Genomic DNA, 26,477 nt, shown 5'->3' on the forward strand with positions numbered 1-26,477 from the left:
TCGCGCGCCGATGCGGCGCGTGCGCAATCGGTCGGGATGGGCTCGTGGCGTCGAGCGCGATATGTGTCGCGCGGCGCACGGAAAACGTCAGCGCGCCGGCGGCGTCGTGTCGGCTGACGCAGCCGTGCTGCGTGGTCGTCGGCCGTGCCCGGCCGATCGCCGTCGAGACGATCGAGGACGCGCGCGCACGACGCGCGGCGCGCGAATGCGGCGGCTGGCCGAGCGGGTGTCGGCGCGGTTTCCCCGGACATGTCGGTCCCCCGTTGCGCGTCGCGCCGCGATCATGGCGGCGCGATGCGCATTCACCGGTAAATCGTCGACGGCTGCGTTTCAGCGCGGCGACCGCGAGTGTTTGTCCTGCCAGTTGCCGGCATCGCCGGCAGTCTTCGTTTCGATGCCGCCGATTGCGTTCGTCGCGTCGCGGCGCGCGCCCGGCGCGACGAGTGCGCTCGCTCGCCGCGCCGGGAAAACGTGCGCGACGATGCGACGTGTCGCCATGCCGTCGGCGTCGTGCATGCGTGGCGAATGTCGCGGCGTGTACGCCGGCGCCGACGCATTCGCGTTCGTCGAGACGTATGCCGCGCGATCCGGCTCGCTTGGCTGAACGACGCGCTTCGATGCGACGAGCGAGCGGCCGTCATGCATCGAAGGCGCGTGATGCGAATCGCCGAGCCCCGAGTCGATCGCGCGGTTTGATGTCGACGACGACGACGGTTCGTGCGCGTCGCGCGGCGGATCGCCCGAACGATCGAACGATGAATCGACAAGCGGCGATCTATGCGCAGCGATCGATGCGCGACCTCGATCGGGAATGCGCGAGCGCAGTTGCGCGTCGCCCGCGACATCGCGCGCGGATCGCGTGCGATGCGAATCGCAGCGGCGGCGCATATCGCACGAGACGCGCGACGTCCGCGCGATCGGCCGATCGTCGGCGGCCGTCGCGGCGAGGCCGTCGCGCGCTGCGTCGACGCGATCGGCGCGCGCCGGCCAGCGGGACGGATCCGCGCGCGGCGCGAGGCCGGTTGCGGCGTGTGGAGCGAGCGGGAGCGGCGAAGCGAACGCGGAACCGATTGCCGACGCAAGCATCATCGCCGTGGCAACGAGTAGGCATTTCATCAGACGCTCCGACACGGATGGATGCTGCTGTCAAAAAGAGTGCCCGCCGGGGGACGGAGCACCAAAACGTTCGCCGTTGCATGAACGGCTCCGGCTATCTGGCCGACCTGGACGATTCCGATGAGATGCGCGAGCGCGTCGCCGTGGCGCAATGCCCGCTGCATTTCATGCCCCCCCGCCGGCTGTCCCAGACTTCCGTGTTTAGGGGCCGCCTCGGATAGTTCGCTATCCGAGGCGGTCTCCACTTCCGCGCTCAGCGTGCGGCTTGCGACGCTGAGGCACTGAAGACCTGCGGTGCCCGCATGCCGATGCGCGGGCGACGAACCCGGCGGGTTCGGCAATGCGATGCATCCGGCGCTCGTCGTCGCATGCGATGCGCCGTTCCGAGCGAGACGGATCGAGATGCGTGAGCGCTTCGAACCGGGGAGAGCGGCGGCGTGCGTGCTTCGCGCATCGGCCGCGCTCGCGCGGCGCGTCTGCGCGCGCGAGGCCGCGACATCGTGATGATTGCGATCGTCGTGGTCGTCGTGATCATCACGAATACGCGACGCATGTCGACGAGCGGCGCGCGATGCGATCGCATGCGTGCAGGCCGCGCTGCCTGGAACCGCGCCCATCGGCTCGGCATGCGCGATTGCGGCGGCGGAACCGATCCGCAAGGCACGCAACGCGCGGCGCGACGACGGCTGCGAAGCGTCGGGCAGTACAGTCATCTCGTCTCCTCTTCGTATTACGTGGTTTTGTCGCGGCGGGCCTGGCTCTTCGCACGTGAGTCCGTCATTGCCTCGTATAGCTCGCGCCGTCGCTTCGTATCGTGCGTTGCGCGTCGGACGGCACGGGCAGCGGTGTCGGCGGCCCGATCTCGTCCCACAGCGTCACGGCCGCGCCGCGGTCGAAGAGCGGCGTCGGCGTCGCGACGGGAACAGGAGCCGCCACGTGCTCGCGCTGTCGCGCGAATACGCCGGCATCGACATGCACGAAACGTTCGGTCCATTCGGACGCGGCGACGTGCATGGGCGATGTATCAAAGTTCCGATACGTATCGTTTTCGTGCGCGATTGCGACGAAAGGCGACAACACCGCAAACAATGCAGCGAGCACTGTGACGATGGAATGCGGTTGATAGGCAAGACAGGCGGCGATGCGCATGGCGTCTCTCCGGTTTGTCGGAGATCGAGCGAAATGCATGCCACCACGCGCAATCCGTTGACTGACCGGGCTGCACGAATGCGCGGACGAATCGGGGCACGGCCAAACGCGGGAAAAACGTTTCAGCTTTGAAACGGCCACTCGGGAATACCGCTGATTCAAAAATTGATGGGTTAATCTAATCTTCTATTCAAGCGCACGACGAATTAAGCGAATCGTTAAACACAGTCTTTCGGAATGTCAGCAGAGGAATGCAATTTATTTAACGCAGCCGGTGCTGAAAAAAGATGATCTAATTCATTTGCTTTGTCGTACGCTTGTCAGTAGGCTGAAACAACACAGATCCAAGAAGGGCGGCCGTGACCGCCGCCTTTGATTTTCGAGCCAAGCGTCGATCTACGGGGAACGCAGTTCCAGTGGAAGTGAAAAATGACGAGCCGAGTTCTTCTCGTAGGCCCCGGCTCGGTTCCGTCGCGCACCTGTGCCAGGCCGCGCGACGCAAATCGATTGACTGGGTGGCGTCATGGATGTTGCGGCAAGGCATCTCATTTACTATTCCCATCGTCCGAATGCGGATCTGCAACATTGTTTCGACCGGCATGAATGGCAGGTCGACGTTGTCGATTCGCCGCGCGAGATGCGGCGTTCCGCCGCACGAGGCGTGATCGCCGGCGGGTTGCTCGATTTTTCGTGCGGAGTCGGGGCCGCCGAATTGCGCGAGCTCGAAGCGAGTCTGAAGACGCCGAACGTCGGCTGGATCGCGATGACACGACGGGGGCAGATGGAGGAAGAATCGGTGCGCCGGCTCGTGCGCGATTACTGCTTCGATTACGTGACGGTGCCTTACGAGTGCGAGCGCATCGTCGAGTCGGTCGGCCACGCGTACGGGATGGTCACGCTGTCGGAAGGGCTCGCGCCCGCCGCCGCGACGGTGCGCAACGAAGGCGAGATGGTCGGCACCTGCGATGCGATGCTCGCGCTCTTCAAGATGATCCGCAAGGTCGCCGCGACCGACGCGCCCGTGTTCATCTCCGGCGAATCGGGGACCGGCAAGGAGCTGACGGCGGTCGCGATTCACGAGCGCTCTGCGCGCGCGACTGCGCCGTTCGTCGCGATCAATTGCGGCGCGATTCCGCCGACGCTCCTGCAAGCCGAACTGTTCGGCTACGAGCGCGGCGCGTTCACCGGCGCGAACCAGCGCAAGATCGGCCGCATCGAAGCCGCGAACGGCGGCACGCTGTTCCTCGACGAGATCGGCGATCTGCCGTTCGAGAGCCAGGCGAGCCTGCTGCGCTTCCTGCAGGAGCACAAGGTCGAGCGCGTCGGCGGACATGCGTCGATTTCGGTCGACGTGCGGATCATTTCCGCGACGCACGTCGACATGCAGGTCGCGTTGCGCAACGGGCGCTTCCGCGAAGACCTGTATCACCGTCTGTGCGTGCTGAAGCTCGAGGAGCCGCCGCTGCGCGAGCGCGGCAAGGACATCGAGATCCTCGCGAAGCACATGCTCGAGCGCTTCAAGGGCGATGCGCACCGGCGGCTGCGCGGCTTCACGCCCGACGCGATCGCGTCGCTTCACAACTACGCGTGGCCGGGCAACGTGCGCGAGCTGATCAACCGGGTGCGGCGCGCGATCGTGATGTCGGAAGGGCGCATGATCAGCGCGGCCGATCTCGAGCTGTCGAACTACGCGGAGGTCGCGCCGATGTCGCTCGAGGAGGCGCGCGAGGGCGCCGAGCGGCACGCGATCGAAGTCGCGCTGCTGCGGCATCGCGGCCGGCTCGCGGACGCCGCGCGCGAGCTCGGCGTGTCGCGCGTGACGCTCTATCGGCTGCTCTGCGCGTACGGGATGCGCGACGACGGCGGCACGCGCGCGAAGCGCGACGGGGACCTGCGTCGGGCCTGCTAGCGCGGGCCTTGCTAAAATGGCGGGCACGGCCGCTTCCCGCGGCCGGAGGAACCCGCATGAAACAGTATCTCGACCTCGTTCGCACCATTCTCGACGCCGGCACCTGGCAAAACAACCGCACGGGCATACGCACGATCAGCATGCCCGGCGCGATGCTGCGCTTCGATCTGCAGCAGGGCTTTCCCGCCGTGACGACGAAGAAGCTCGCGTTCAAGTCGGCGATCGGCGAGCTCGTCGGTTTCCTGCGCGCAAAGCGCAGCGCGGCCGACTTCCGCGCGCTCGGCTGCAAGGTCTGGGACGCGAATGCGAATGAGAACGCGCAGTGGCTCGCGAATCCGTATCGTCGCGGCGAGGACGATCTCGGCGACGTGTACGGCGTTCAGTGGCGGTGCTGGCCGGGCTACAAGGTGCTCGACGCGCACGCCGACGCGCAGATCGCCGATGCGACGTCGCGCGGCTTTCGCGTCGTCGCTCGATTCGAAGAGGGCGGCGCGCGCAAGGTGTTGCTTCACAAGGCGATCGATCAATTGCGCGACTGCCTCGACACGATCGTGCGCGATCCGTCGAGCCGCCGCATTTTGTTTCACGGCTGGAACCCCGCGGTGCTCGACGAGATCGCGCTGCCCGCGTGTCATCTGCTGTACCAGTTCCTGCCGAACGTCGAGCGGCGCGAGATCTCGCTGTGCCTGTACATCCGCAGCAACGACGTCGGGCTCGGCACGCCGTTCAATCTCGCGGAAGGCGCGGCGCTCCTGACGCTCGTCGGCCGGCTGACGGGCTATACGCCGCGCTGGTTCACGTACTTCATCGGCGATGCGCACATCTACGAGAATCAGCTCGACATGCTGAAGCAGCAGCTCGAGCGCGAGCCGTTCGAGAGCCCACGGCTCGAGATCGCCGAGCGCGTGCCCGATTGCGCGAAGACGGGCCAGTACGAGCCGGAGTGGCTCGAGCGCGTCGAGCCGTCGGATTTCTCGCTCGTCGGCTATCGCCATCACGAACCGCTGACCGCGCCGATGGCCGTCTGAGCGACGCGCGGCGCGTCGTCGGATTCATACAAAAAACCCGCGATTTTCGCGGGTTTTTTGTCGATGCGGGGTGCGCCTCGGCTACGCGTGCCGGCGATCTTCGCGATGCGCATTGAAGCCATGCTGCTGATCCGGGCGCACCTGGCGCGGCGGCTCCTGGCGCGGCGCGGGCGGCGGATTGTGCGGCGCGGCTTGCGGCGGCGGCGCGGGACGCGGCTCCATCCGCGGCGCCGGCATCCGCGGCGCTTCCACCTGCGGGCGCGGCGCAGGAGCGGGCGCACGATATTCGTTGCGCGGCGCGGGCGGCGCGACTTCCTGGCGCGGCGTCTCGCGCGGCATGCTGCGCGGCGCTTCGGGGGCGCGCATTTCATTGCGAGGCGCTTGTCCCGCCGGCTGCGGCTGCACGCGCTCGGCAGGCTGCGGCGCGGGCTGAGGGGCGTGCGTGGGCGTTGGCGTCGAGCGGATCGGCGGCACCGCGTTTTGCGTCGGCGACCGGTAATTGAGCGGCGGATTCGGCGAGCCGTTCGCACGAGGCTGGTCGCCGTTCGCGCGCTGCCGATCAATCGGCGGATGCGGTTGCGTCCACGACGGCTGCGGGCGCTGCGCTTCGCCCGGCGCGCGCGCTTCGCTGCGCGCGCCCGGGTTGTTGACGAACGCGGGCGGCCGCGGCACGCTGTTGTTGACCGACGGCGCCGGATTCGGTCGCATCGTGTTTTGCGGCCCGCCCGGCCCGCCCGGCCCGCCCGGCGCACCCGGCGCACCCGGAACGGCAGGCGCGTGCGGCTGCGTGACGCCCGGCCGCGGAATACCGGGACGTGCGATGTTCGGCTGGGCGGCATTCGGTTGGGCCGCATTCGGCTGCGGCATGTTCGGCTGCGGCCGCTCGCCCGCGCGCGCGGCCGGATTGCCGGCGCCGCCCTGCGATCCGCGTCCCGGCTGCGCGACGGGCGCGTGCGTGTCGACGAGCTGCACGTTGCGCATCGCCCAGCGGTTCGGCGCGCCCGTGTTTTCGGGCGAACGCACGGGCCGCATCGCATAATTCGGCGGCACCGCGGTCTTCACGACGGGCGCGCCCGCGCCCGGCACCCGCGCGCCGCTTTGCGCGAGATGCGCGGCGAGCTGGTCGCGATACGCGGCCGGCACGACCGGATTGCGCGTCGCGACGATCGAGCGCTGCTCGGCGGCCGCGGGCGGCCGGTACGCGGCGCTGCGCAGCGCGCCGTTGAAGCTCTGCCGCACCGGCGCGACGCCGGGCGCGCCCGAGCCGATATGCGCGTTGCGCCATTGCTGCGGATCGACTTTCTGCGCGAAGCGCGACACCGGCTGCCCATGGACGAACGCGGTCGCCGGCACGGCCGTCACGGCGTTCGGCGCACGGAAGTTCGCGTACGTGTTGTGGATGTTCGTGATGTTCGTCACGTTCACCGTCTTGTTGACGTTGATGTTGTTGACGTTGTTCACGATCACCGTCTGGTTCACGTGCTGGTAGTAGCGCGGGCTCCAGCCGCCCCAGCTCGGCCGCCATGGGTCGTGCGGGCCGAGCGGGAACCATGCGACGCCCGCCGCGGCGATCCCGCCGACCGCGAGGCCCACGCTCCAGTCGAAGCCGCCGCCGCCTCCGCCGACGAACGCGACGAGTGCAGGCGCGTAGCACGGCGGCGCACTGACGACGAGCGGGCCCGGCACCCATGCCCACGAGTCGTCGACGTACGCCCAGCGGCCGTAGTGGTACGGTGCGAAGCCCCACGGCTCGTCGTCGACCCAGGTCCAGCCCCACGGCGCCTGCCAGATCCAGTGGCCGGTGTGGTACGGCGCCCAGCCGGCGGGCACCGCGCTCGGCACCCACACTTCGCCGTAATCGGGATCGTCGCGCCACGTCCCGTTTGCGTCGAGATCCTGATAGCCCGGGACTTCGCGCGACACGTAGCGGGCCGTCACCGAGCGCTCCTCGGCGGCGTCGCGGCTCGCGGCCCAGTCGTCGAGACCGTCGGGCGGCGGCACGGCGCCCGTGTCCGCGACCTGCAGCCCGGTACCCGTGAAGACGACCCGCTGGCCGGCCGATACCGGCATCTGCGTGCCGTCGCCGTAGACGGTCGCGCTGCCGCGCCGCACGCTGACGGTCGTGCTCGAGCCGTCGGGCGCGACGTCGACGCGGTAGTCGCCGGGGGCGCCGACGGCGAGCGCGAGGTTCGGCGTGTCGATCTCGTACGACGTGCCGGGCGGCAGCTCGCGCACGTGCGTCGACAGCGTGCCGAGCGGCACCTTGAGTTGCGTGTTCGTGTCGTCGAGATTGAGGATCGACAGGCTCGTCGACTGCCCGAGGCGCACCGCGGTCGAGCCGATGTGCAGCTCGGAGCGCGCGCCCGAGTCGTTCCACAGCTGGTCGCCCGTCGTGAGCGGGCGGTTGACGGCCGCGTACGACCAGTCGCTCGCGCCCGCGGGCTCGGTCGTCACGGCGCCGGACAAGTAGTTGAGGCGCGCGACGCGGCTCGGCGGATCGCCGCCCGTTTGCCGGGCGACGCCGGCGGGCGGCGCGTCGACGGTCTGAGCGATGGCCGGCGGCAGCGCGGCGAGCGCGGCGACGGCGATGAGTGTGTGACGGGCGATGCGCGAAAGCGCAAGCGGATTACGAGCGGCAAGCATGGTCATCGTTGTCTCTGTTCTGTCCGGCGTGGCACCCGCCGTATGAATCCACTCTATCCGCTCGGTATGTTTCAGGGACAGTCGTTTTGTTATGCGATTTGATGTGCATGTAACAAGACTTGTCGGCGCACGGGAATTCGTCAGAACGATGAAAGCGCGCGTCATTCGCCGGTAAGCAGCGCGTCGAATTCGCGCCGGCCGGCGGGCGTCACGCGCAGCACGCGCGGCTTGCCCGCGTGCTCGATCCAGCCGTGCCGGCAGAAGCTGTCGAGGAGCGCCGCGCCGAGCGCGCCGCCCAGGTGCGGACGGCGCTCGCTCCAGTCCGGGCACGTGCATGCGAAGCGGCGGCGCTTCGCGCGCTGGCCGCCGATGTCGATTCCCCATTGCGCGAACTGCGCGGCGCCCGCCGCGGTCGCGTCGAGCGCGCCGTCCGTCGTCGCAAGCCAGCCGCGCGACATCAGCCGCTCGAACACCTGCACCGCGAGCTCGCCCGCCATGTGGTCGTAGCAGGTGCGCGCGTAGCGCATGTCGGGCGGCACGGTGCGCGCCGGCTGCGAGGTCGGGCGACGCGGCGCGGCCGCCTGCGCGACGTTCGCGAGCGCCTCGATCGCGGCGGCGATGTCGGGCGACGCGATCCGGTAGTAGCGATGGCGGCCGCGCACGTCGAGCGCGAGCAGACCTCCGTCCGTGAGCCGCGCGAGATGCGCGCTCGCCGCCGACGGCGACAGCCCGGCGATCATCGTCAGCTCGCCCGCGGGGCGCGCGCTGCCGTCCATCAGCGCCCAGAGCATCGCGGCGCGTCCGGGGTCGGCGAGCAGCGCGCCGAGGCGGCTCAGGCCGGGAAAGTGGTGGTGGCGATCGGAAACGGACATCGTCGAACCTCGGAGGGGAGATGGCTTCGAGTGTAGGCGCGGATCGCATTCGATGTTTCGGTCCCGGATGAAATGTCGAATGCGCATCGCCGCGTGCGCCGCCGCATCGCGGGTGCTTGGCCTTGGCTTCGGCGGCCGCCACGGCGGCGCGCGTAGAATGCGACGTTCGACCACTCGCCGGCGCGCCGCGCCATCCGCTGATGCTCGTTCCGATGAAAACGCTTGTTGCAACCCTCATTGCGGTCATCCTCTGCGCAGGCTGCGCATCCGGCGGCGCCGACGCGTCCGGCGCCGGCACGAGCCGCATCGAGATGTACGGCACGATCGATCAGGGCGTGACGATCCGCAATTGACGGCGCGACGCGAATTCCGCGGCCGCGGCCGCGAGCAAATGCCGAGCGCGTCGCCGGGGCAGCGGCGGGCGCGGCGCTATGTCGCAGCGCAACGTATAATCGTCTCCTTTCCCGCCACACCGTCACCCCGCAGAACTGGAGCCAGCCGAGATGCCCGCCACGCCCCCCGCGCCGCTTGATCGCACCGAGACCGTTTTCCGCTTCCTCGCCGAGCCGACGTCCGTGAACTTCGGCGGCAAGGTGCACGGCGGCGCGCTGATGAAATGGATCGACGAGACCGCGTACGCGTGCGCGGCGATCTGGTCGAGCCGCTATTGCGTGACGGTGAGCGTCGGCAACATCCGCTTCCAGCGGCCGATCCTCGTCGGCAATCTCGTCGAGCTGAAGGCGCGCGTCGTCGCGACGGGCCGCACGAGCATGCACATCCACGTGTCGGTGCACGCGGGCGATCCGAAGGGCGGCGTGCTGCGCCAGACGACCGATTGCCTCGTCGTGTTCGTCGCGGTCGACGAGAACGGCAACCCGGTGCCGGTGCCGCCGTTCGTGCCCGTCACCGACGAGCAGAAGCGGCTCGCGCAATATGCGATGGACGTGCGGACCGCGCTCGACAAGATCGTCGAGCTCAAGCCCGAGGAAGTCGCGAAAGGGGAAGTGTGAGCGCGCATCGGCGTTCGTCGCGCGCCCGAACGGGTGCGTGAGCGCGGGACGCCGGTCGCATCGATGCGAAGACGCCGCGATTGCTCGCGGCGTTTTTCGTTGGCGGCGGTGAAGCGCGATGCGATGGGCGATGCGGTGTGCAAAGCCTGCCGCGCATGTGCTGCTTGTTGTCCGACGGCGCTCGATCGCGTGTCGCGAGCGGATGCGAGATCGCTGGGTCGGTCCAGGCAGCGTTCGAGCGGCGACATTCAATCAGCGGCGATCAATCAGCGGCGATCGAGCGGCGACGATCGAACCCGGCATCCGCACCCGATCTGCCGCCGCCGCGCCTGCGTAGCGCAAGCGCGCGCGACGCGCGGCCACGCCGACCGCCGACCGCCGGCCGTGCGTCACGCGTCGTCGTCAGTCCTTGCCGACCATCTTCTCCGGCCGCACCCATTCGTCGAACTGCGCTTCGGTCACGTAGCCGAGCGCGAGCGCGGCGGCCTTGAGCGTCGTGCCTTCCTTGTGCGCGTTCTTCGCGATCTGCGCGGCCTTGTCATAGCCGATGTGCGGATTGAGCGCCGTCACGAGCATCAGCGATTCGTTGAGCAGCGCGTCGATGCGCGGACGATTCGGCTCGATGCCGACCGCGCAGTGATCGTTGAAGCTCTGCGCGCCGTCCGCCAGCAGCCGCACCGATTGCAGCACGTTGTGCGCGATCATCGGCCGGAACACGTTCAGCTCGAAATTGCCGCTCGCGCCGCCGAAGTTCACCGCGACGTCGTTGCCGAACACCTGGCAGCACAGCATCGTCACCGCTTCGGACTGGGTCGGATTGACCTTGCCCGGCATGATCGAGCTGCCCGGCTCGTTCTCCGGGATCGACAGCTCGCCGAGCCCGCAGCGCGGGCCGCTCGCGAGCCAGCGGATGTCGTTCGCGATCTTCATCAGGCTCGCGGCGACGGTCTTCAGCGCGCCGTGCGCGAACACGAGCGCGTCGGCCGCGGCCATCACTTCGAACTTGTTTGGCGCGCTGACGAACGGCAGCGCGGTGAGCCGGCCGATCTCGGCCGCGACGCCCGCGGCGAACCGCGGATGCGCGTTGAGACCCGTGCCGACCGCCGTGCCGCCTTGCGCGAGCTCGTACAGATGCGGCAGCGCCGCTTCGACGTGGCGGATCCCCTGATCGAGCTGCGCGACGTAGCCGGAGAATTCCTGGCCGAGCGTGAGCGGCGTCGCGTCCTGCAGATGCGTGCGGCCGATCTTCACGATGTCGGCGAACGCGGTCGCCTTCGCGTCGAGCGTCGTGCGCAGCGTGCGCAGCGCGGGCAGCAGATGCGAGACGATCGCGCGCGCGGCGGCGACGTGCATCGCGGTCGGGAATACGTCGTTCGACGACTGGCCGCGATTGACGTCGTCGTTCGGATGCACCTTGCGGCTCTCGCCGCGTTCGCCGCCGAGCAGCTCGCTCGCGCGGTTCGCGATCACTTCGTTCAGGTTCATGTTCGTCTGCGTGCCCGAACCCGTTTGCCAGACCGCGAGCGGGAATTCGTCGGGATGCCGGCCCGCGACGATCTCGTCGGCGGCGGCGATGATCGCGTTCGCCTTGTCTTGCGCGAGCACGCCGAGCTCGAGATTGACGGCGGCCGCCGCGCGCTTGATCAGCGCGAGCGCATGAATCAGCTCGGGCGATTGCTTCTCGGTCGAGATCTTGAAGTTCTGCAGCGAGCGCTGCGTTTGCGCGCCCCATAGCCGGGCCGCGGGCACGGCGATTTCACCGAACGTGTCGCGCTCCATCCGTACTGCTTCGCTCATGATTGCTCCTTCAGAATAGAGGGACGCCGCGCGGGCGCGGCGCAATGCGCATGCGGGGACGGGGCCGTTCTCGCGACGGCGTCCTCAGACAGGAGAGCATAGCGCCGTGCGCGATTTCGTGCCGCGTCGCGCGTCATCGGCGGTCGATGCGCGGGGAAATCCGGGGAGGGCGGGGCGGTGCGCACGAGCGTCGCGACGTTCGCCATTGCGTGACGAACGCAAGTCGCGGCGCGTCCGGCGGAGGACGGGCACGGTCGTCCCGCATGGGGCGGCACGAGGCGCGAACGCGATGCACGGTGACGTCCGTCGGCTTCTCGACGCGTACGCGGTCAATCGTCGCGACTCGATTCGAGGGCGGCGACGAGCGGGGATCGTGCGCGTCGGTTTATCCGCGGCGCGATGGCGCGTGCGATCGTCCCGCAACCGCCGACGAAACCGGCATGTGACGGCTCGCCGCTTCGAACGACCGCTTGCTCGGTCCGTTGTCGCCGTGTTCGTCTGCGCCAACATGCCGACGCGCCAGTGCCGAAGCGCGAACTTCAGGCGCTCAAGCGCCCGCCCGCGCGCCGAGCGCCGCGCTTTTCCGATGGAACCGCCAAGTCATCAGCACGGCGACGCTCGCGAGCCCGGCCGCGAGCCCCCACCACAGCCCGCGTGCGCCGAGGCCCGCGTGGAACGCGAACCAGTAGCCGGTCGGAAAGCCGATGCCCCAATAGCCGAGCGTCGCGGCGAGCATCGGCACGCGCGTGTCCTTCAGGCCGCGCAGGCAGCCGGAGCCGACCGTCTGCATCCCGTCGACGATCTGGAACACGGCGGCGATCCCGAGCAGCGACGTCGCGAGCGCGACCGTGTGCGCGTTCGCGGGATCGTCGAGCTTCAGATAGAGACCGACGATCGCATGCGGTGCGACGATCAGCGCGAGCCCCGACAGCGACATGAACGCGATGCCGAGCCCGAGCGCGACGAAGCCCGCGTGCCGCGCGGCGACGGGCGCGCCGGCGCCCGCCCAGTAGCCGACGCGCACGTTCGCCGCCTGGCCGATCGCGAGCGGCACCATGAACGCGACCGACGCGACGTTGAGCGCGATCTGGTGCGCGGCGAGCGACGACTCGCCGAGCACGCCGACCGTCAAGCCCGTCGCGAGGAAGAGCGTCGACTCGACGCCGTACGTGATCGCGACCGGCCAGCCGATGCCGAACAGCTCGCCCATCAGCGGCAGCCGCGGCCGCGTGGCGGCGACGAAGTGCTTGAACGTCGGCCGTCCGTGCAGCAGCGCGACGAGCGTGAGCGCGGAGAGCCAGATCGTGATCGACGTCGCGGTCGCGGAGCCGAGGAAGCCGAGCCGCGGCAGCCCGAATGCGCCGTGAATGAGGCCGTAGTTGAGGAATGCGTTGATGCCGACGCCCGCGAGCGACACCCACAGCAGCCGTTTCGCGGCGCCGATCGCGGGCAGGAACGAGCGCATCAGCCCGACGCCGATCAGGCTGCCTGGCGCCGCGAAGCGCAGTACGGCCGCGTATTCGCCGACGTTGCGCGCGAGCGTCGCCGGCTCGCCGAACGCGCGCAGGAGCGGCTCCGCGAACGACAGCAGCACGAATGCCGGAAGCGCGAGCAGCAGCGACAGCGCGAAGCCCGTCCAGTAGATGTGCGGCACGCGATGCTCGGCCTTCGCGCCGCGCGCGTGCGCGACGCTCACGCTGACCGACGTCAGCACGCCCTGCAGCAGCGTGACGACGACGAAGAACAGATTCGCGCCGAGGCCGCCCGCCGCGAGCGCGTCGGGGCCGAGCGAGCCGAGCAGCACGGTGTCGGTGACGCTCATCGCCATTTGCGAGAGTTGCGCGATCGCGAGCGGCGCGGCGAGGCGCGCCGTATCGGCGGCATGACGGGACAGGGTGGGCGGCGGCGTTGCGGCCGCTCGCGTGAAACCGGTAGGCGACATGGGACGCGTTCGCGCGGACGGCCTGCCCGCGCATTGCTTATTTTTGGGAAACGATCAGCTTACGAGTTTCCGCGAGCGCTGTCGATGGAGCGCGCCGATGGCCTCACGGCCGACAGGGGCTCGCTACGACGCGCCGTGCACGGCGATGCGCGTGTCGCCGAACAGTACGACCTGGCCCGCGCGGATCTTGCAGGTCTTGCGCAACTCGACCGCGCCGTCGACCTTCACGGCGCCCGACGCGACGATCACCTTCGCCGAGCCGCCGCTGTCCGCGAGTCCGGTGAGCTTGAGCAGATTATGCAGTTCGACGAATTCGCCGGTCAGCGTGAAATCCAGATTGGGCATGGCAATGAAAGCGGGAAAGGAGAGCGCGCCGCTCGACGGCGGCATCGCATCATAAGCGAAGCGCGGCGCTCGCGGTGTAAGGTCCGCGTCAAATGTTTTCAGGGTTTCGCGCATGCGAGGCCGTCGCATGTAAGCGAGTGTGTCGAACTCGTCAGCAATTGAAACGGTGGGTAACAGTTGTCGAGAACGGCGAACTGCGAACGAAATCGGCCGGTCTGTACACGGACTCGCTGCATGTTGCGGCGGGCCCATAGCGGCGGCCTTCGAAGGTATGCCGTTCCAACGACTTTGTTGAGGAGAATTGCGATGTCCAAGATTCGTGCAATGCTGATCGGTGCCGCGGTGGCGGCGATGGCGACGACCGCTTTTGCGCAGACGGCCGGCGTGGCGACGCAAGGTTCGGTCGGCGGCTCGGCCGACGTGCTCGGCCAGACGGCAGGCGCAAGCGCACAGCTGAGCGCGGGCGGCGACGCGGCTGCATCGCCGGAAGCGGCGGCGAACGCTGCCAAGCATTCGGCGAAGAAGCACGTGAAGCACGCGAAGGCCAAGGCCAAGGCGAAGGCTGACGAAGCGGCCGAAGTCGGCGCCGACGCGAAGACGAAGGCGAGCGGCATGGTCGACGGTGCGACGAGCACGGCGGGCAACGTCGTCAATGGCACGACGAGCGCAGCGGGCAACGTCGTGAACGGCGCGACGAGCACGGCCGGCAATGCGGTCGGCGGCGTTGCGGGCGCGGCGGGCGGTCTCGCCAAGGGCGTGGCGGGCGGTGCGAACGGCTCGCTGTCCGTCAACGGCGGCGTGAAGGCCGGCGCGAGCCAGTAAGCAGGCGCTGTCGGCAGGCGCGCGGCGCGCGCGGGCGGTTCGCCCCGGAAGGCCCGCCCGGCGCGTCGAGCGTCGACCGATGGACGACGGCCCGGACCGCATCATGCGGTCCGGGCCGTTTCGTTTGTCCGTTTCGTTTTCGTTTCGCGCATGCGAATCCGCGCGACTCGGCGAGCGCGCCGCGCGTTACGGGCGGCGCCGGCCCTGCGGCTGCGACGCGTTCTGCGCGCCGCGCGCGGGCGTCGCGACCATGAACACGCTGCGCAGCCAAGCGGCGATCCGTGTGAAAACGTCGTACGGCTCTTCGACGAAGAGTTCGGGCTTCAGGAGCCGCAGGTATTCCATGATCTGCTGCGCTTCCTGCTTCTGGAACGAGCCGTGCGCGATGCCGAGCCTGAGCAGTCCGCGCAGCTCGCCGAGCTTTTCGCGCGCGATGCTGCCGACGCTCATCTCGCATGCGAGCTTCGCCTCGTACACGCGTTGCCGCAGCGATTCGGCGAGCCGCCACGCGGGCGTCTGCATCCGTTCCTCGAGCGTCTGGATGTCGGTGACGGCCGCCTTGATCTGCGCGGCGAGCGGATCGACGAGCGCCGCGTCGCCCTGCGCGCCGGACACGACGGCGGCCGCCCAGTCGCGGCACGCTTTCGCGAGCTCGTCGGGCGTCCATTCGGAACGCGACGCGAAGCCGAAACCGAATTCGCCCGCCTGCCGGATCAGGATCGTGAGGACGTCCGGAAACTCCTTGTCGAGCGTGCGCTTCGCCCACGCATACTGGCCGCCTTGCAGGAGCCGCTGCACCGCGTGCTCGGTGAGCGGCACCATGCTGTCGAGCAGCTTCGCGCGCAGGAAATCCTCGAACGACGGCGTGACGAATTGCGGATCGAGCTTGAGCGACACGCGCACGAACGCGTCGAAGTCTTTGCGCAAGGAAGCGACGGTGTCGTCTTTCAGAGTGAGAGTGATCTGGCCCATGTCTATCTCGATGCTCGATGCCGGTCGGTTTGCCCGGCGCTTTCGCCCGCGCGCAGCCGACGTGGGCAGGCCGCGTGTCGGCTGCGCGGATCGGCGGGCGGGCCGTCGGTGGTCGCGGCGTCGGGCTGCATCGATGGACCGGATCCTGTCGCCGGGCGCGGGGCTTCATCCTCTTAACGGCTGCCCGTGCGAGAACTTGAGGCCCGTGCGCGCCGATGCCGCGCCCGGCGATGGAGCGCGGCTCAGCCGGGCAGCCAGCCGTGCGGCGGGATCGCGCCCCACGGCGGGCCGCCCGCGACGCGCGAAGCCGAAGCGCCGCCGCCGGCCGGCGCAAGGTCCGCTCTGAGCCGCGCATGATCCGCACGATCGGCCGCCGCACGCAGCGCCGTCGTGCCGCTTGCCTCCATCAGCCGGTGCGCGACGACGAGCCGCGCGGCAAGATCCGCGTCGTGGATGACGTCGAGCCTGAACCAGGGCGCGGGCTGCGGCGTGCCGGCGATCTCGTCGGCGAGCGCATGGATGAAGTCGACGGGCACGTAGCTCACGCGATAGCGCCAGCCGTCTTCGGCCGCACGCGAGCCGGTATGGATTTCGCTGGGATTGATGACGGGGATCGAGCCCGTGTCGGCGACGTAGGCGCCGCCGCGGCACGTGTAGCGCTCGGCGCCCGCCTCGATGACGGGAATCGTGTAGGCGTCGTGCCAGTGCGGCGCGAACGCGTGGTCGCGATAGGTCGCCGTGACGAAATCCGCATCCGGCAGCAGCGGCGTGCGCCAGTAGCGGACATGTTCGCGCGGGTATTCGGCGCGCATGACGGCGGCGGACGGTCGGCCGAAGCGGGCGCGCCCGTTATCTGACCGGAATCGGCGTGCCGGCCGGCACGGGCACCGCGGTCACGCTGTTCTTCGGGCTGCCCGTCGCGATCCGGTCGCTATAGGTCAGATAGACGAGCGTGTTGCGCTTTTTGTCGACGACGCGCACGACGTGCAGCGTCTTGAAGACGAACGACATCCGTTCGCTGAACACGTCGGTTTGCTGCCTGAGCGGCTCGGTGAAGCGGATCGGGCCGACCTGCCGGCACGCGATCGACGCCTCGGTCGGATCTTCGGCGAGGCCGAGGGTGCCCTTGATGCCGCCCGTGCGCGCGCGCGACACGTAGCAGGTGACGCCGTTGACGAGCGGGTCGTCGTACGCTTCGACGACGACGCGGTCGGAGCCCGTCAGGCGGAAGTTGGTGTTGACGCTCGCCACTTCCTCGCCGCGCGCGGCCGACGAGGCGATCGAGAAGAGGGCGGCGCAGGTCGCGAGGACGGCGAAGTAACGGTTTTTCATCGGCGGCGAATCTGGGGACGTGGCGAGAAGCAGAGCACGACTCTAGCACGCCTCCGCCGGCGCGACGGTGCGCGGCGCAACGAAAAACCCAGGGGGAAAAGCAAAAAGGCCCGTCGCGAACGACGGGCCTTCGAAGCTGGCTCCCCGACCTGGGCTCGAACCAGGGACCTACGGATTAACAGTCCGGCGCTCTACCGACTGAGCTATCGGGGAATAAAACGATTCGGCATGCTTGACGCCCGGGACGGCAAATGAGGGCGGCCATGAAAAAGCCCGTATGCACGGGCCTTTGCAATTCTTGGCTCCCCGACCTGGGCTCGAACCAGGGACCTACGGATTAACAGTCCGGCGCTCTACCGACTGAGCTATCGGGGAACAAACAGCAGAGAAATGAGATTTTATGAGGCACTGGCCGATCTGTCAATACCTTTGAGCATCGGCATGCGTCGTGCGGCGCCGGACCGCGCCCCGGCAGCGCGTGCGATCAGCGCTCGAGCAGGTGCAGCTTGTCCTGCACGTCCTTCCACTCGTCGGCGTCGGCGGGCGCGGGCTTCGTCTTCGTGATCGACGGCCAGATCTTCGCGAGGTCGGCGTTCAGTTCGGTGAACTGCTGCTGGTCGCCCGGCACGTCTTCTTCCGCGTAGATCGCGTTGGTCGGGCATTCGGCGACGCACACCGCGCAGTCGATGCACTCGTCCGGATCGATCGCGAGGAAGTTCGGGCCTTCACGGAAGCAGTCCACAGGGCATACATCGACGCAATCCGTGTATTTGCACTTGATGCACGCTTCAGTCACAACGTGGGTCATTCAAAACACTCCTGCGGCGGTATCTAGGTATGTATGGGGCGGCGAGTGGCGCCAAAAGCGGCATTGTAACTGATGCGTCAAACCCGCATCGCGCGCTCGACTTTCCCGTTTATACCGTTTCGTGATTAGTTTATGGCGGATCGGGCGGTGCGCCGGGTGTTTCGGCACGGATTTGCGCCGCATTCGGGTAACATGCGTCAACCCGGAGGGCGGGCGCGCAGGGCGCGCAAACGCTCGGGCTCCGTCTCGATTTTGGCAGTCTGGAATCATGATCATCACTTCGCTGCTCGATACCGACCTGTACAAATTCACGATGATGCAGGTCGTCCTGCATCATTTTCCCGCCGCAAGCGTCGAATACCGCTTCAAATGCCGGACGCCGGGCGCCGATCTCGTGCCGTACATCGACGAGATCCGCGCCGAAGTGCGCTCGCTGTGCGAACTGCGCTTCACCGACCCCGAGCTCGACTACCTGCGCCGGCTGCGCTTCATCAAGAGCGATTTCGTCGATTTCCTCGCGCTCTTCCACCTGAGCGAGAAGTACATCTCGATCTCGCCTTCGCCGAAGGGCGGCGGCGAGATCGACATCGAGATCAAGGGGCCGTGGCTGCATACGATCCTCTTCGAGATCCCGGTGCTCGCGATCGTCAACGAGGTGTATTTCCGCAACACGCAGCGCAGCCCGGACTACCGCGAAGGGCGCGACCGGCTGCGCGAGAAGATCAAGCGGCTCGGCGCGAAGCCCGAATTCGCGGACTGCAAGATCGCCGACTACGGCACGCGCCGCCGCTTCTCGAAGGTCTGGCACGAGGAAGTGCTGCGCACGCTGCAGGACGGGCTCGGCGCGCAGTTCGCCGGCACGAGCAACGTCTATTACGCGATGACGCACGGGATCACGCCGCTCGGCACGATGGCGCACGAGTATCTGCAGGCGTGCCAGGCGCTCGGCCCGCGGCTGCGCGATTCGCAGATCTACGGCTTGGAGATGTGGGCGAAGGAATACCGCGGCGACCTCGGGATCGCGCTGTCCGACGTCTACGGGATGGACGCGTTCCTGAACGACTTCGACATGTACTTCTGCAAGCTCTTCGACGGCGCGCGCCACGACTCGGGCGATCCGTTCGAGTGGGGCGAGCGGCTCATCAAGCACTACGAGGCGAACCGCTGCGATCCGCGCACGAAGGTGCTCGTGTTCTCCGACGCGCTCGACGTCCCGAAGGTCATGCAGCTGTACGAACGATTCCGCGGCCGCTGCAAGCTCGCGTTCGGCGTCGGCACGAACCTGACCAACGATCTCGGCTACCAGCCGTTGCAGATCGTCATCAAGATGGTGCGCTGCAACGGCCAGCCGGTCGCGAAGCTGTCCGATTCGCCGGGCAAGAGCATGTGCGACGACAAGGCGTATCTCGCGTATCTGCGCCAGGTGTTCGGGATCACGCAGCCGCCCGACGACGACGCGGGCAAGTGACGCCGCCGCGCGGCGGCGCGCGAGCGCGGCCGCGTCGACATCGGGATGGAACGCACGCGGGCCGCGCGGGCCGTCCGGCCCGCGTTTTTCGTATCCGCCGCCACGGGCGCGCGCCGCATCGGCCGGTATAATCGGGACGGTATCGAAGGCCATCGTCACGAGGACCGTCCATGGACACATCGGCTGCCCGCCGCAACATCCTCGCGCGCATCCGCGCGGCGCAGGGCCGCCCGGCCGAGCTGGCCGAGATGGAGCGCGAGCATGCGGCCGATTACGTCGCGCGCCATCCGGCGGGGCCGCGCCCGCCGCTCGAGGGCGATCTCGTCGCTCGCTTCGTCGACGAGGCGCTGCGGCTTGCGACGACCGTCGACACCGTCGCGTCGATGCACGACGCGCCCGCCGCGGCGGCCGCTTATCTGCAGCGGATGGGGCTCGGCGCGCAGGCGATCGCGTGGCGGACGCTCGACGGGCTCGACTGGGCGGGCGCGGGGCTCGCGGTCGAATTCCGCAAGCCGGTCGACGGCGATCGCGTCGGCATCACCGGCTGTTTTTGCGCGACGGCGGAAACCGGTTCGCTGGTTCTGCTGTCTGGTCCGAAGACGTGCTCGTCCGCCGCGCTGCTGCCTGAAACCCATATCGCGCTCGTGCCCGCGTCGCGGATCGTCGCGGGGCACGAGGACGCGTTCGCGCTGATCCGCGCGGAGCGCGGCGCATTGCCGCGCGCGGTGAACTTCGTGTCGGGGCCGTCGCGCACCGGCGACATCGAGCAGACGATCGTGCTCGGCGCGCATGGTCCGTATCGCGTGCACGCGATCGTCGTGCGCGACGCGTGACGCCGCCGTTGCGTTACGCGCCGTAATCCACCCGTATTTCAAGAGGAAATCACATGAAACGACATGCCGCCTGGGCGGGCATGGCGCTGGGGGGCGCGTTAGGCGCCGCTCCCGCGCTCGCATCGGCCGCAACGCTCGACGGTGCCGCGCTTTCCGCGTTCTGGGCGATCCCGTTCGCGGGCATCCTGTTGTCGATCGCGGTCTTCCCGCTGATCGCGCCCGTGTTCTGGCATCACCATTTCGGCAAGATCGCCGCGGCCTGGGCGGTCGCGTTCCTGATTCCGTTCGCCGCGACGTTCGGCTTCGGCAACGCGTTCGGCACGTTGATGCACGCGCTCTTCGAGGAGTACATCCCGTTCATCGTGCTGCTGACGTCGCTCTACACGGTCGCGGGCGGCATCTGCGTGCGCGGCAACCTGCACGGCACGCCGAAGCTCAACACCGGCATCCTCGCGCTCGGCACCGTGCTCGCGAGCGTGATGGGCACGACGGGCGCCGCGATGCTGCTGATCCGGCCGCTCCTGCGTGCGAACGACAACCGCAAGCACGTCGTGCACGTCGTCGTGTTCTTCATCTTCCTCGTAGCGAACGCGGGCGGCTCGCTGTCGCCGCTCGGCGATCCGCCGCTCTTCCTCGGCTTCCTGAACGGCGTCGATTTCTTCTGGACGACGACCCATCTCGCGCTGCCGATGCTCTTCATCTGCGGGATCCTGCTCACGCTCTTCTTCGCGGTCGATACGTACTTCTATCGGAAGGGCGGCGAGGAGATGAAGCCGTTCCTCGATCCGACGCCCGATTCGCGCGGCGTGTCGATCGAGGGCAAGATCAACTTCGTGCTGCTCGGCGCGGTGATCGCGCTCGTGCTGATGAGCGGCCTCTGGAAGCCGGGCATCACGTTCGATTGGTTCGGCACGCACGTGGCGCTGCAAAACGCGCTGCGCGACGTCGCGCTCGTCGTCGTCGCGCTCGTGTCGCTCGCGATCACGCCGCGCTCGGCGCGCGAGGGCAACGCGTTCAACTGGGCGCCGATCGAAGAGGTCGCGAAGCTGTTCGCGGGCATCTTCGTGACGATCGCGCCGGTGATCGTGATCCTGCGCGCGGGCGGCGACGGCGTGTTCGCGCCGATCGTCCATCTCGTCACGGACGCCGACGGCAAGCCGATCGACGCGATGTACTTCTGGGCGACGGGCGTGCTGTCGTCGTTCCTCGACAATGCGCCGACCTATCTCGTGTTCTTCAATCTCGCGGGCGGCGACGCGCAGGCGCTGATGACGACGGGCGCGACGACGCTCGCGGCGATCTCGGCGGGCGCCGTGTTCATGGGCGCGAACAGCTACATCGGCAACGCGCCGAATTTCATGGTGAAGGCGATCGCCGAGTCGCGCGGCGTGAGGATGCCGAGCTTCTTCGCGTACCTCGGCTGGGCGCTCGCGATCCTCGTGCCGGTGTTCTTGCTGACGACGTGGGTGTTCTTCAGCGGTTAGGCACGATGACGATGACGGCCGCGCGGGCGGCGGGCGGCGGGCGGCGCGATGCGCGCGTTCGCCGCCCGCGCGGCATGACGGAGACGGCAATGCAGAAAATCCTGGTCGCGCGCTCGATCTTTCCGGACGTGATCGAGCGGCTCAAGCAATATTTCGACGTCGACTGGAACGACGGCGACGCGCTTCCGCCCGATGCGCTCGAGGCGCGTCTTTCGGACAAGGACGGCGCGCTGACGGCGGGCGACGTGATCGACGCGTCGGTGCTCGCGGCCGCGCCGCGGCTGCGCGTCGTGTCGAACATGGCGGTCGGCTACAACAACTTCGACATCGGCGCGTTCAACGCCGCGCACGTGCTCGGCACCAACACGCCCGACGTGCTGAACGAGACGACGGCCGACTTCGGCTGGGCGCTGATGATGGCGGCCGCGCGGCGGATCGCCGAATCCGAGCACTGGCTGCGCGCGGGCCAATGGCGCAAGTGGTCGTATGACAGCTTCCTCGGCGCGGACATCCACGGCGCGACGCTCGGCGTGATCGGCATGGGCCGCATCGGCCAGGCGATCGCGCGCCGCGCGCGCGGCTTCAATATGCGCGTGATCTATCACAACCGCTCGCGCGTCGCGCCCGAGATCGAGGCGGAGCTGAACGCCGAGTATGTGTCGAAGGCGGCGCTTCTCGCGCAGGCCGATCACGTCGTGCTCGTGCTGCCGTATTCGGCCGAGAGCCATCATACGATCGGCGCGGCCGAGCTCGCGCTGATGAAGCCGACCGCGACGCTCACGAACATCGCGCGCGGCGGGATCGTCGACGACGCGGCGCTCGCCGACGCGCTGCGCGACAAGCGGATCGCGGCGGCCGGCCTCGACGTGTTCGAAGGCGAGCCGGGCGTGCATCCGGCGCTGCTCGAGGTGCCGAACGTCGTGCTGACGCCGCACATCGCGAGCGCGAGCGAAGGCACGCGGCGCGCGATGGCGAATCTCGCCGCGGACAACCTGATCGCCGCGTTGGGCGAGGGGCCGCGCGCAGGCCTTCCGCCGAATCCGATCAATCCCGGCGTGCTGGGGAAGGCTCGCATATGACCGAAACGCTGTTGTTGGCCGCCGTCGTCGCGCTTGCGGCGGCGCTCATCGTCGCACTCGTCGTGCTGTTGCGCGGCGGCTCGCGCGGCGACGGCGTCGAGCGGCTCGCCGAGCAGATCGACGACGCGAACGATGCGCACGCGCACGCGGCCGAGCGCCTCGAGCGCGAACTGCGCGCGGAGATCGTCGACGGCGCGCGCCACTCGCGCACCGAGCTCGCCGGCAACTTCGCGCAATTGCAGCAGACGCTCGCCGCGCAGCTCTCGAGCGTCGCGACCGTGCAGAACAACCAGATCGACGGCTTCGCGCAGCAGCTCGTGAAGCTCGTCGCGGGCAACACGCAGCAGTTCGACGCGATGCGCGAGACGCTGCAGCGGCAGTCGCAGCTCGCGCGCGAAGAGCAGGGCGCGGCGCTGAGGCATTTCGGCGACACGCTCAACCAGCAGTTGACGCAACTGACGGAGGCGAACGATCGCCGGATCGGCGAGGTGCGCGCGACGCTCGAGACGCGGCTGAAGGAGATCGAAGCGAACAACGCGGCGAAGCTCGAGGAGATGCGGCGCACCGTCGACGAGAAGCTGCACGCGACGCTCGAGCAGCGTCTCGGCGAATCGTTCAAGCTCGTGTCGGACCGCCTCGAGCAGGTGCATCGCGGGCTCGGCGAGATGCAGACGCTCGCGGCGGGCGTCGGTGACCTGAAGAAGGTGCTGACCAACGTGAAGACGCGCGGCACCTGGGGCGAAGTGCAGCTCGAGGCGCTGCTCGAGCAGATGCTGACGCCGGATCAATACGCGAAGAACGTCGCGACGGTGCCGAAGAGCAGCGAGCGCGTCGAGTTCGCGATCCGCCTGCCGGGGCGGCAAGACGCGGGCGAGACGGGCGGCGCGCAGCCGGTTTGGCTGCCGATCGACGCGAAATTTCCGCGCGAGGACTACGAGCGCCTGATCGATGCGCAGGAGCGCGCGGACGTGGCGGCCGTCGAGGAGGCGGCGCGTGCGCTCGAGGCGCGGATCCGCGCGGAGGCGCGCACGATCGCCGAGAAATACGTCGCGCCGCCGCACACGACCGATTTCGCGCTGCTGTTCCTGCCGACCGAGGGGCTCTACGCGGAGATCCTGCGCCGCCCCGGCCTGACCGATCTTTTGCAGCGAGACTATCGCGTGACGATCGCCGGTCCGACGACGCTGACCGCGCTGCTGAACAGCCTGCAGATGGGCTTCCGCACGCTCGCGATCGAGAAGCGATCGAGCGAGGTGTGGCAGGTGCTCGGCGCGGTGAAGACCGAGTTCGGCAAGTTCGGCGAGGTGCTCGCGCGGACGAAGTCGCAGCTCGAGACGGTCACGCGCTCGATCGAAGCGGCCGAGCAGCGCACGCGCGTGATGAACCGCAAGCTGAAGGAGGTCGAGGCGCTGCCGGGCGAGGCCGCGAACGGCTTGCTGCGCGCAGACGGAACGGAGACGGACGAAGGCTGAGCGGTGTGCGTCGTGCAAAGGGCGGATGCAGCGCCCGTTGCGCGCGACATGAAAAACGGGGCGCCGCGTGCGCCCCGTTTGCTTGGCCGGTTCGATCGAATGGCGGCGGGCGGCCTCGTCCGGCCGGCCTGCCGTTCATCGCGTCGCGCGACGATCGGGTGCCAGTGCCGGCCGCCAGCCGCCGGCTACGTCACAGCGTCGGCGGGCCGGCGCGCAGCGCCCGCGCTAAGCGGCGCCGTTCGCGAGCTGCGCGAGCGCGTCGCCCGTCACGCGCACGACGCGCCAGTCGGACAGCACGTCCGCGCCCATCTTCCGATAGAAGTCGATCGCCGGTTGGTTCCAGTCGAGCACGGTCCACTCGAAGCGCCCGCAGCGGCGCTCGACCGCGATCGCCGCGAGCTGCCGCAGCAGCCGCGTGCCGAGCCCCGCGCCGCGCTGCGACGGCTGCACGTACAGATCTTCGAGATACAGGCCGCGGCGGCCGATGAACGTCGAGTAGTTGTGAAAGTAGAGCGCATAGCCGACGAGCGCGCCGCCGCTCGCCGCGACGAGCGCCTCGACCGACGGACGCGCGCCGAAGAGCGCTTCGGCGAGATCGGCTTCGGTCGCGACGAACAGATGCGTGAGTTTCTCGAACTCCGCGAGCTCGCGCATCAGCGAGAGCATCGCGGGCACGTCCGCGGGCGCTGCCGCGCGGATCGAGATCGTCTCGTTCGCCGCGGCGCTCATGCTTCCTCCGGCGCGTCCGACAGCACGATCTCGATGCCGCCGAAGCGCGATGCGACCCAGTTGTACGCGTGGCACGCGATCCACAGCAGCACGAAGCCGAGGATCGCGTTCAGGAGCAGCGCGCTGAAGATCGTGCTCAGCTCGACGCGCCCGTAGCGCACGAACGCAACGAGAATGCCGAGCAGCACGATCGGCACGCTGAACGTCAGATAGACGAGGATCAGCGCTTTCGCGGTCTGCCCTGGCGCGATCGATGAGATTTGTTTTTTCATATGCGAGTTGCCCCCGTGGAAGTGCTGAGAACGGATTCAGATGGCGCCGTCGAACGGCAGGATGTCGACCGTCGCGCCGGCGTCGACGCGCGCGGCGTCGTGCGCGAGCACGATGAAGCAGTTCGCGTCGCTCAGGCTCTTGAGCGACGCCGAGCTTTGCGAGCCGGCGGGCGTCACGCGCCAGACGCCGCCCGCGTCGCGCGCCGCGTGGCCGCGCAGGTATTCGGTGCGGCCCGCGCGCTTCTTGAGCGGCGCGCTGCAGACGGCCGGATAGCAGGGCAGCGGCTGCGCGTCGGCGCCCATCATCGCGAAGAGCGCGTCGCGCACGATCACGAGGAACGTCGCCGCGACCGCGACCGGATTGCCCGGCAGGCCGAAGAAGAGCGCGGGCCGTCCGTCGCGCCCGCTCGCCCAGATGCGGCCGCACGCGAGCGGCCGGCCCGGGCGCATCGCGACGCTCGCGAACGTGACGTCGCCGAGCTTTTCGAGCAGCGCGCGCGTGAAATCCGCGTCGCCGACCGACACGCCGCCCGACGTGATCACCGCGTCCGCCTGCGCGGCCGCGGTCTTTAATACTTGCTCGAGTGCGGCGGGATCGTCGCGGACGATGCCGAGGTCGACCGTGTCGACGCCGATGCGCGCGAGCATCCCGACGAGCGTCGCGCGGTTGCTGTCGTAGAGGCCGCCGTCGCGAAGCGGTTCGCCCGGCATGCGCAGCTCGTCGCCCGTCGAGAAGAACGCGACGCGCACGCGGCGGCGCACCGCGACGTCGGCGATGCCGAGCGATGCGAGCAGGCCGAGATCGGCCGCGCGCACGACGCGGCCCGCGGCGAGCGCGCTCGCGCCTTGCGCGAGGTCTTCGCCCGCGCGCCGGCAGTGGTCGCCGCGCGCGACGGCCGATGCCGGAAAGCGCACGACGTCGCCCGTCGCTTCGATTTTTTCCTGCGGGACCACGGTGTCGCAGCCCGCGGGCACCTGCGCGCCCGTCATGATCCGTACGCATGCGTGCGGCGCGACGCGCGGGCCGTCGAACGGATGGCCCGCGAGCGCGCGGCCGGCGAGCTCGAGCGCGAGCATGCCGTCGGCGGCCGGCGCGGCGAGCGCCGCGCCGTCGAACGCATAGCCGTCCATCGCGGCGTTGTCGTAGGCGGGGATGTCGAACGGCGACGCGACGTCGTCGGCGAGCACGCGGCCGAGCGCATCGCGCAGCGCGACGCGCTCGACTTGCGCGACCGGCTCGGCGAAGCGCAACGCGAGCGCGCGCGCTTCGTCGACGGTCAGCGCGACGGCGTTCTCGGACGTGGCGGATGGCGTAGGCGTGGTGTGCGTGGTCATCGATGACGAGGCGCCGCTAGGCGGATTGTATTCGGGGCCGGCGTCCCGGGCCACGCAGTG

Annotated in this window: 24 protein-coding genes, 2 tRNA genes and 2 pseudogenes; 10 read left to right on the plus strand and 18 right to left on the minus strand. The window is 68.9% G+C overall.

Features of this window, described 5'->3' with window-relative positions:
* Nucleotides 1-330 precede the first annotated feature (330 nt).
* The 3 genes from BG90_RS31090 to BG90_RS37315 all read right to left on the minus strand — a co-directional run bounded on the left by BG90_RS31090 (nucleotide 331) and on the right by BG90_RS37315 (nucleotide 2,265).
* On the minus strand, nucleotides 331-1,116 hold the full coding sequence (locus tag BG90_RS31090) for a hypothetical protein (protein WP_025989933.1): 786 nt from the start codon (nucleotides 1,114-1,116) through the stop codon (nucleotides 331-333).
* The gene (locus tag BG90_RS36145) at nucleotides 1,116-1,829 is read right to left on the minus strand and encodes a hypothetical protein (RefSeq protein ID WP_157135622.1); all 714 of its coding nucleotides are present in this window, start codon (nucleotides 1,827-1,829) and stop codon (nucleotides 1,116-1,118) included. Before BG90_RS36145 ends, BG90_RS31090 begins: the two co-directional genes overlap by 1 nt.
* 64 nt (nucleotides 1,830-1,893) lie before the next feature.
* Nucleotides 1,894-2,265: a hypothetical protein gene (locus BG90_RS37315; RefSeq protein ID WP_025989931.1), complete on the minus strand. Its 372-nt coding sequence runs from the start codon at nucleotides 2,263-2,265 to the stop codon at nucleotides 1,894-1,896.
* Between the two features lie 523 nt (nucleotides 2,266-2,788).
* On the opposite strand from BG90_RS37315, the gene BG90_RS12980 reads away from it, so the two are divergent.
* Both BG90_RS12980 and BG90_RS12985 read left to right on the plus strand, forming a co-directional pair.
* On the plus strand, nucleotides 2,789-4,174 hold the full coding sequence (locus BG90_RS12980) for a sigma-54 dependent transcriptional regulator (protein ID WP_010116425.1): 1,386 nt from the start codon (nucleotides 2,789-2,791) through the stop codon (nucleotides 4,172-4,174).
* Between the two features lie 56 nt (nucleotides 4,175-4,230).
* Nucleotides 4,231-5,202, plus strand: coding sequence for a thymidylate synthase (locus tag BG90_RS12985; protein ID WP_010116424.1), 972 nt, complete (start codon nucleotides 4,231-4,233; stop codon nucleotides 5,200-5,202).
* A gap of 81 nt (nucleotides 5,203-5,283) precedes the next feature.
* Here the strand turns inward: BG90_RS12985 and BG90_RS12990 are convergent, their stop codons facing one another.
* Both BG90_RS12990 and BG90_RS12995 read right to left on the minus strand, forming a co-directional pair.
* Entirely contained in the window at nucleotides 5,284-7,845 is a 2,562-nt protein-coding gene (locus BG90_RS12990; RefSeq protein WP_045568159.1) for a DUF6600 domain-containing protein, read from the minus strand.
* A 161-nt stretch (nucleotides 7,846-8,006) separates the two neighbouring features.
* Nucleotides 8,007-8,717, minus strand: a complete 711-nt coding sequence (locus BG90_RS12995) for an ArsR/SmtB family transcription factor (protein ID WP_010116406.1) — start codon at nucleotides 8,715-8,717, stop codon at nucleotides 8,007-8,009.
* A 122-nt stretch (nucleotides 8,718-8,839) separates the two neighbouring features.
* On the opposite strand from BG90_RS12995, the gene BG90_RS31105 reads away from it, so the two are divergent.
* Nucleotides 8,840-9,070: a hypothetical protein gene (locus BG90_RS31105; protein ID WP_010116404.1), complete on the plus strand. Its 231-nt coding sequence runs from the start codon at nucleotides 8,840-8,842 to the stop codon at nucleotides 9,068-9,070.
* Between the two features lie 150 nt (nucleotides 9,071-9,220).
* Nucleotides 9,221-9,727 (plus strand): acyl-CoA thioesterase, encoded by a 507-nt coding sequence (locus BG90_RS13000; protein ID WP_010105411.1) that lies wholly within the window; start codon nucleotides 9,221-9,223, stop codon nucleotides 9,725-9,727.
* A 402-nt stretch (nucleotides 9,728-10,129) separates the two neighbouring features.
* On the opposite strand, the gene fumC is transcribed toward BG90_RS13000, so the two are convergent.
* From fumC to BG90_RS13020, 3 genes are all read right to left on the minus strand, one after another.
* The gene (gene fumC, locus BG90_RS13005) at nucleotides 10,130-11,524 is read right to left on the minus strand and encodes a class II fumarate hydratase (RefSeq protein ID WP_010116398.1); all 1,395 of its coding nucleotides are present in this window, start codon (nucleotides 11,522-11,524) and stop codon (nucleotides 10,130-10,132) included.
* A gap of 547 nt (nucleotides 11,525-12,071) precedes the next feature.
* Complete coding sequence (locus tag BG90_RS13015) at nucleotides 12,072-13,466, minus strand: MATE family efflux transporter (protein WP_010116396.1); 1,395 nt, start codon at nucleotides 13,464-13,466, stop codon at nucleotides 12,072-12,074.
* 123 nt (nucleotides 13,467-13,589) lie between these two features.
* The gene (locus BG90_RS13020) at nucleotides 13,590-13,811 is read right to left on the minus strand and encodes an RNA-binding S4 domain-containing protein (protein ID WP_010105407.1); all 222 of its coding nucleotides are present in this window, start codon (nucleotides 13,809-13,811) and stop codon (nucleotides 13,590-13,592) included.
* 306 nt (nucleotides 13,812-14,117) lie between these two features.
* Here BG90_RS13020 and BG90_RS13025 point away from each other — a divergent pair, with 306 nt between their 5' ends.
* The gene (locus BG90_RS13025; RefSeq protein WP_025989929.1) at nucleotides 14,118-14,633 is read left to right on the plus strand and encodes a hypothetical protein; all 516 of its coding nucleotides are present in this window, start codon (nucleotides 14,118-14,120) and stop codon (nucleotides 14,631-14,633) included.
* A gap of 186 nt (nucleotides 14,634-14,819) precedes the next feature.
* Here the strand turns inward: BG90_RS13025 and BG90_RS13030 are convergent, their stop codons facing one another.
* From BG90_RS13030 to BG90_RS37850, 7 genes and pseudogenes are all read right to left on the minus strand, one after another.
* Nucleotides 14,820-15,605, minus strand: a complete 786-nt coding sequence (locus BG90_RS13030) for a DUF4088 family protein (protein ID WP_010105404.1) — start codon at nucleotides 15,603-15,605, stop codon at nucleotides 14,820-14,822.
* A 361-nt stretch (nucleotides 15,606-15,966) separates the two neighbouring features.
* Nucleotides 15,967-16,417 (minus strand): annotated as a pseudogene (locus BG90_RS13035) (AraC family ligand binding domain-containing protein); the annotation flags it as partial.
* A 37-nt stretch (nucleotides 16,418-16,454) separates the two neighbouring features.
* Nucleotides 16,455-16,937, minus strand: a complete 483-nt coding sequence (locus BG90_RS13040; RefSeq protein WP_010105399.1) for a CreA family protein — start codon at nucleotides 16,935-16,937, stop codon at nucleotides 16,455-16,457.
* Nucleotides 16,938-17,074: 137 nt separating this feature from the next.
* A tRNA-Asn gene (locus tag BG90_RS13045) sits at nucleotides 17,075-17,150 on the minus strand.
* Nucleotides 17,151-17,236: 86 nt separating this feature from the next.
* Nucleotides 17,237-17,312: transfer RNA gene (locus BG90_RS13050), tRNA-Asn, on the minus strand.
* A 109-nt stretch (nucleotides 17,313-17,421) separates the two neighbouring features.
* Nucleotides 17,422-17,718, minus strand: coding sequence for a ferredoxin FdxA (gene fdxA / locus BG90_RS13055; RefSeq protein ID WP_326972861.1), 297 nt, complete (start codon nucleotides 17,716-17,718; stop codon nucleotides 17,422-17,424).
* A pseudogene (locus BG90_RS37850) lies at nucleotides 17,663-17,928 on the minus strand (hypothetical protein). Before BG90_RS37850 ends, fdxA begins: the two are co-directional and overlap by 56 nt.
* A gap of 85 nt (nucleotides 17,929-18,013) precedes the next feature.
* On the opposite strand from BG90_RS37850, the gene pncB reads away from it, so the two are divergent.
* From pncB to BG90_RS13080, 5 genes are all read left to right on the plus strand, one after another.
* Entirely contained in the window at nucleotides 18,014-19,213 is a 1,200-nt protein-coding gene (gene pncB / locus BG90_RS13060; protein ID WP_010116389.1) for a nicotinate phosphoribosyltransferase, read from the plus strand.
* A gap of 170 nt (nucleotides 19,214-19,383) precedes the next feature.
* A complete protein-coding gene (locus BG90_RS13065; RefSeq protein ID WP_010116387.1) occupies nucleotides 19,384-20,046 on the plus strand; it encodes a LutC/YkgG family protein in 663 nt (220 codons plus the stop codon).
* Between the two features lie 53 nt (nucleotides 20,047-20,099).
* Nucleotides 20,100-21,530 (plus strand): sodium:proton antiporter, encoded by a 1,431-nt coding sequence (locus BG90_RS13070; protein ID WP_025989928.1) that lies wholly within the window; start codon nucleotides 20,100-20,102, stop codon nucleotides 21,528-21,530.
* A gap of 89 nt (nucleotides 21,531-21,619) precedes the next feature.
* The gene (locus BG90_RS13075; protein ID WP_010105386.1) at nucleotides 21,620-22,609 is read left to right on the plus strand and encodes a 2-hydroxyacid dehydrogenase; all 990 of its coding nucleotides are present in this window, start codon (nucleotides 21,620-21,622) and stop codon (nucleotides 22,607-22,609) included.
* Nucleotides 22,606-24,081: a DNA recombination protein RmuC gene (locus BG90_RS13080; RefSeq protein WP_010116382.1), complete on the plus strand. Its 1,476-nt coding sequence runs from the start codon at nucleotides 22,606-22,608 to the stop codon at nucleotides 24,079-24,081. Before BG90_RS13075 ends, BG90_RS13080 begins: the two co-directional genes overlap by 4 nt.
* 225 nt (nucleotides 24,082-24,306) lie before the next feature.
* Here the strand turns inward: BG90_RS13080 and BG90_RS13085 are convergent, their stop codons facing one another.
* From BG90_RS13085 to moeA, 3 genes are read right to left on the minus strand one after another with little or no spacing between them, the layout of a single operon-like run.
* Nucleotides 24,307-24,810 carry a GNAT family N-acetyltransferase gene (locus BG90_RS13085; protein ID WP_010116380.1) on the minus strand — a complete coding sequence of 168 codons (504 nt, stop codon included), beginning with the start codon at nucleotides 24,808-24,810 and terminating at the stop codon, nucleotides 24,307-24,309.
* Nucleotides 24,807-25,082 (minus strand): hypothetical protein, encoded by a 276-nt coding sequence (locus tag BG90_RS13090; protein WP_010105369.1) that lies wholly within the window; start codon nucleotides 25,080-25,082, stop codon nucleotides 24,807-24,809. Before BG90_RS13090 ends, BG90_RS13085 begins: the two co-directional genes overlap by 4 nt.
* A 36-nt stretch (nucleotides 25,083-25,118) precedes the next feature.
* Nucleotides 25,119-26,417 carry a molybdopterin molybdotransferase MoeA gene (gene moeA, locus BG90_RS13095; protein WP_038802721.1) on the minus strand — a complete coding sequence of 433 codons (1,299 nt, stop codon included), beginning with the start codon at nucleotides 26,415-26,417 and terminating at the stop codon, nucleotides 25,119-25,121.
* Nucleotides 26,418-26,477: the final 60 nt, after the last annotated feature.

The sequence above is a fragment of the Burkholderia oklahomensis C6786 genome, assembly GCF_000959365.1.
Classification (GTDB): Bacteria; Pseudomonadota; Gammaproteobacteria; order Burkholderiales; family Burkholderiaceae; genus Burkholderia; species Burkholderia oklahomensis.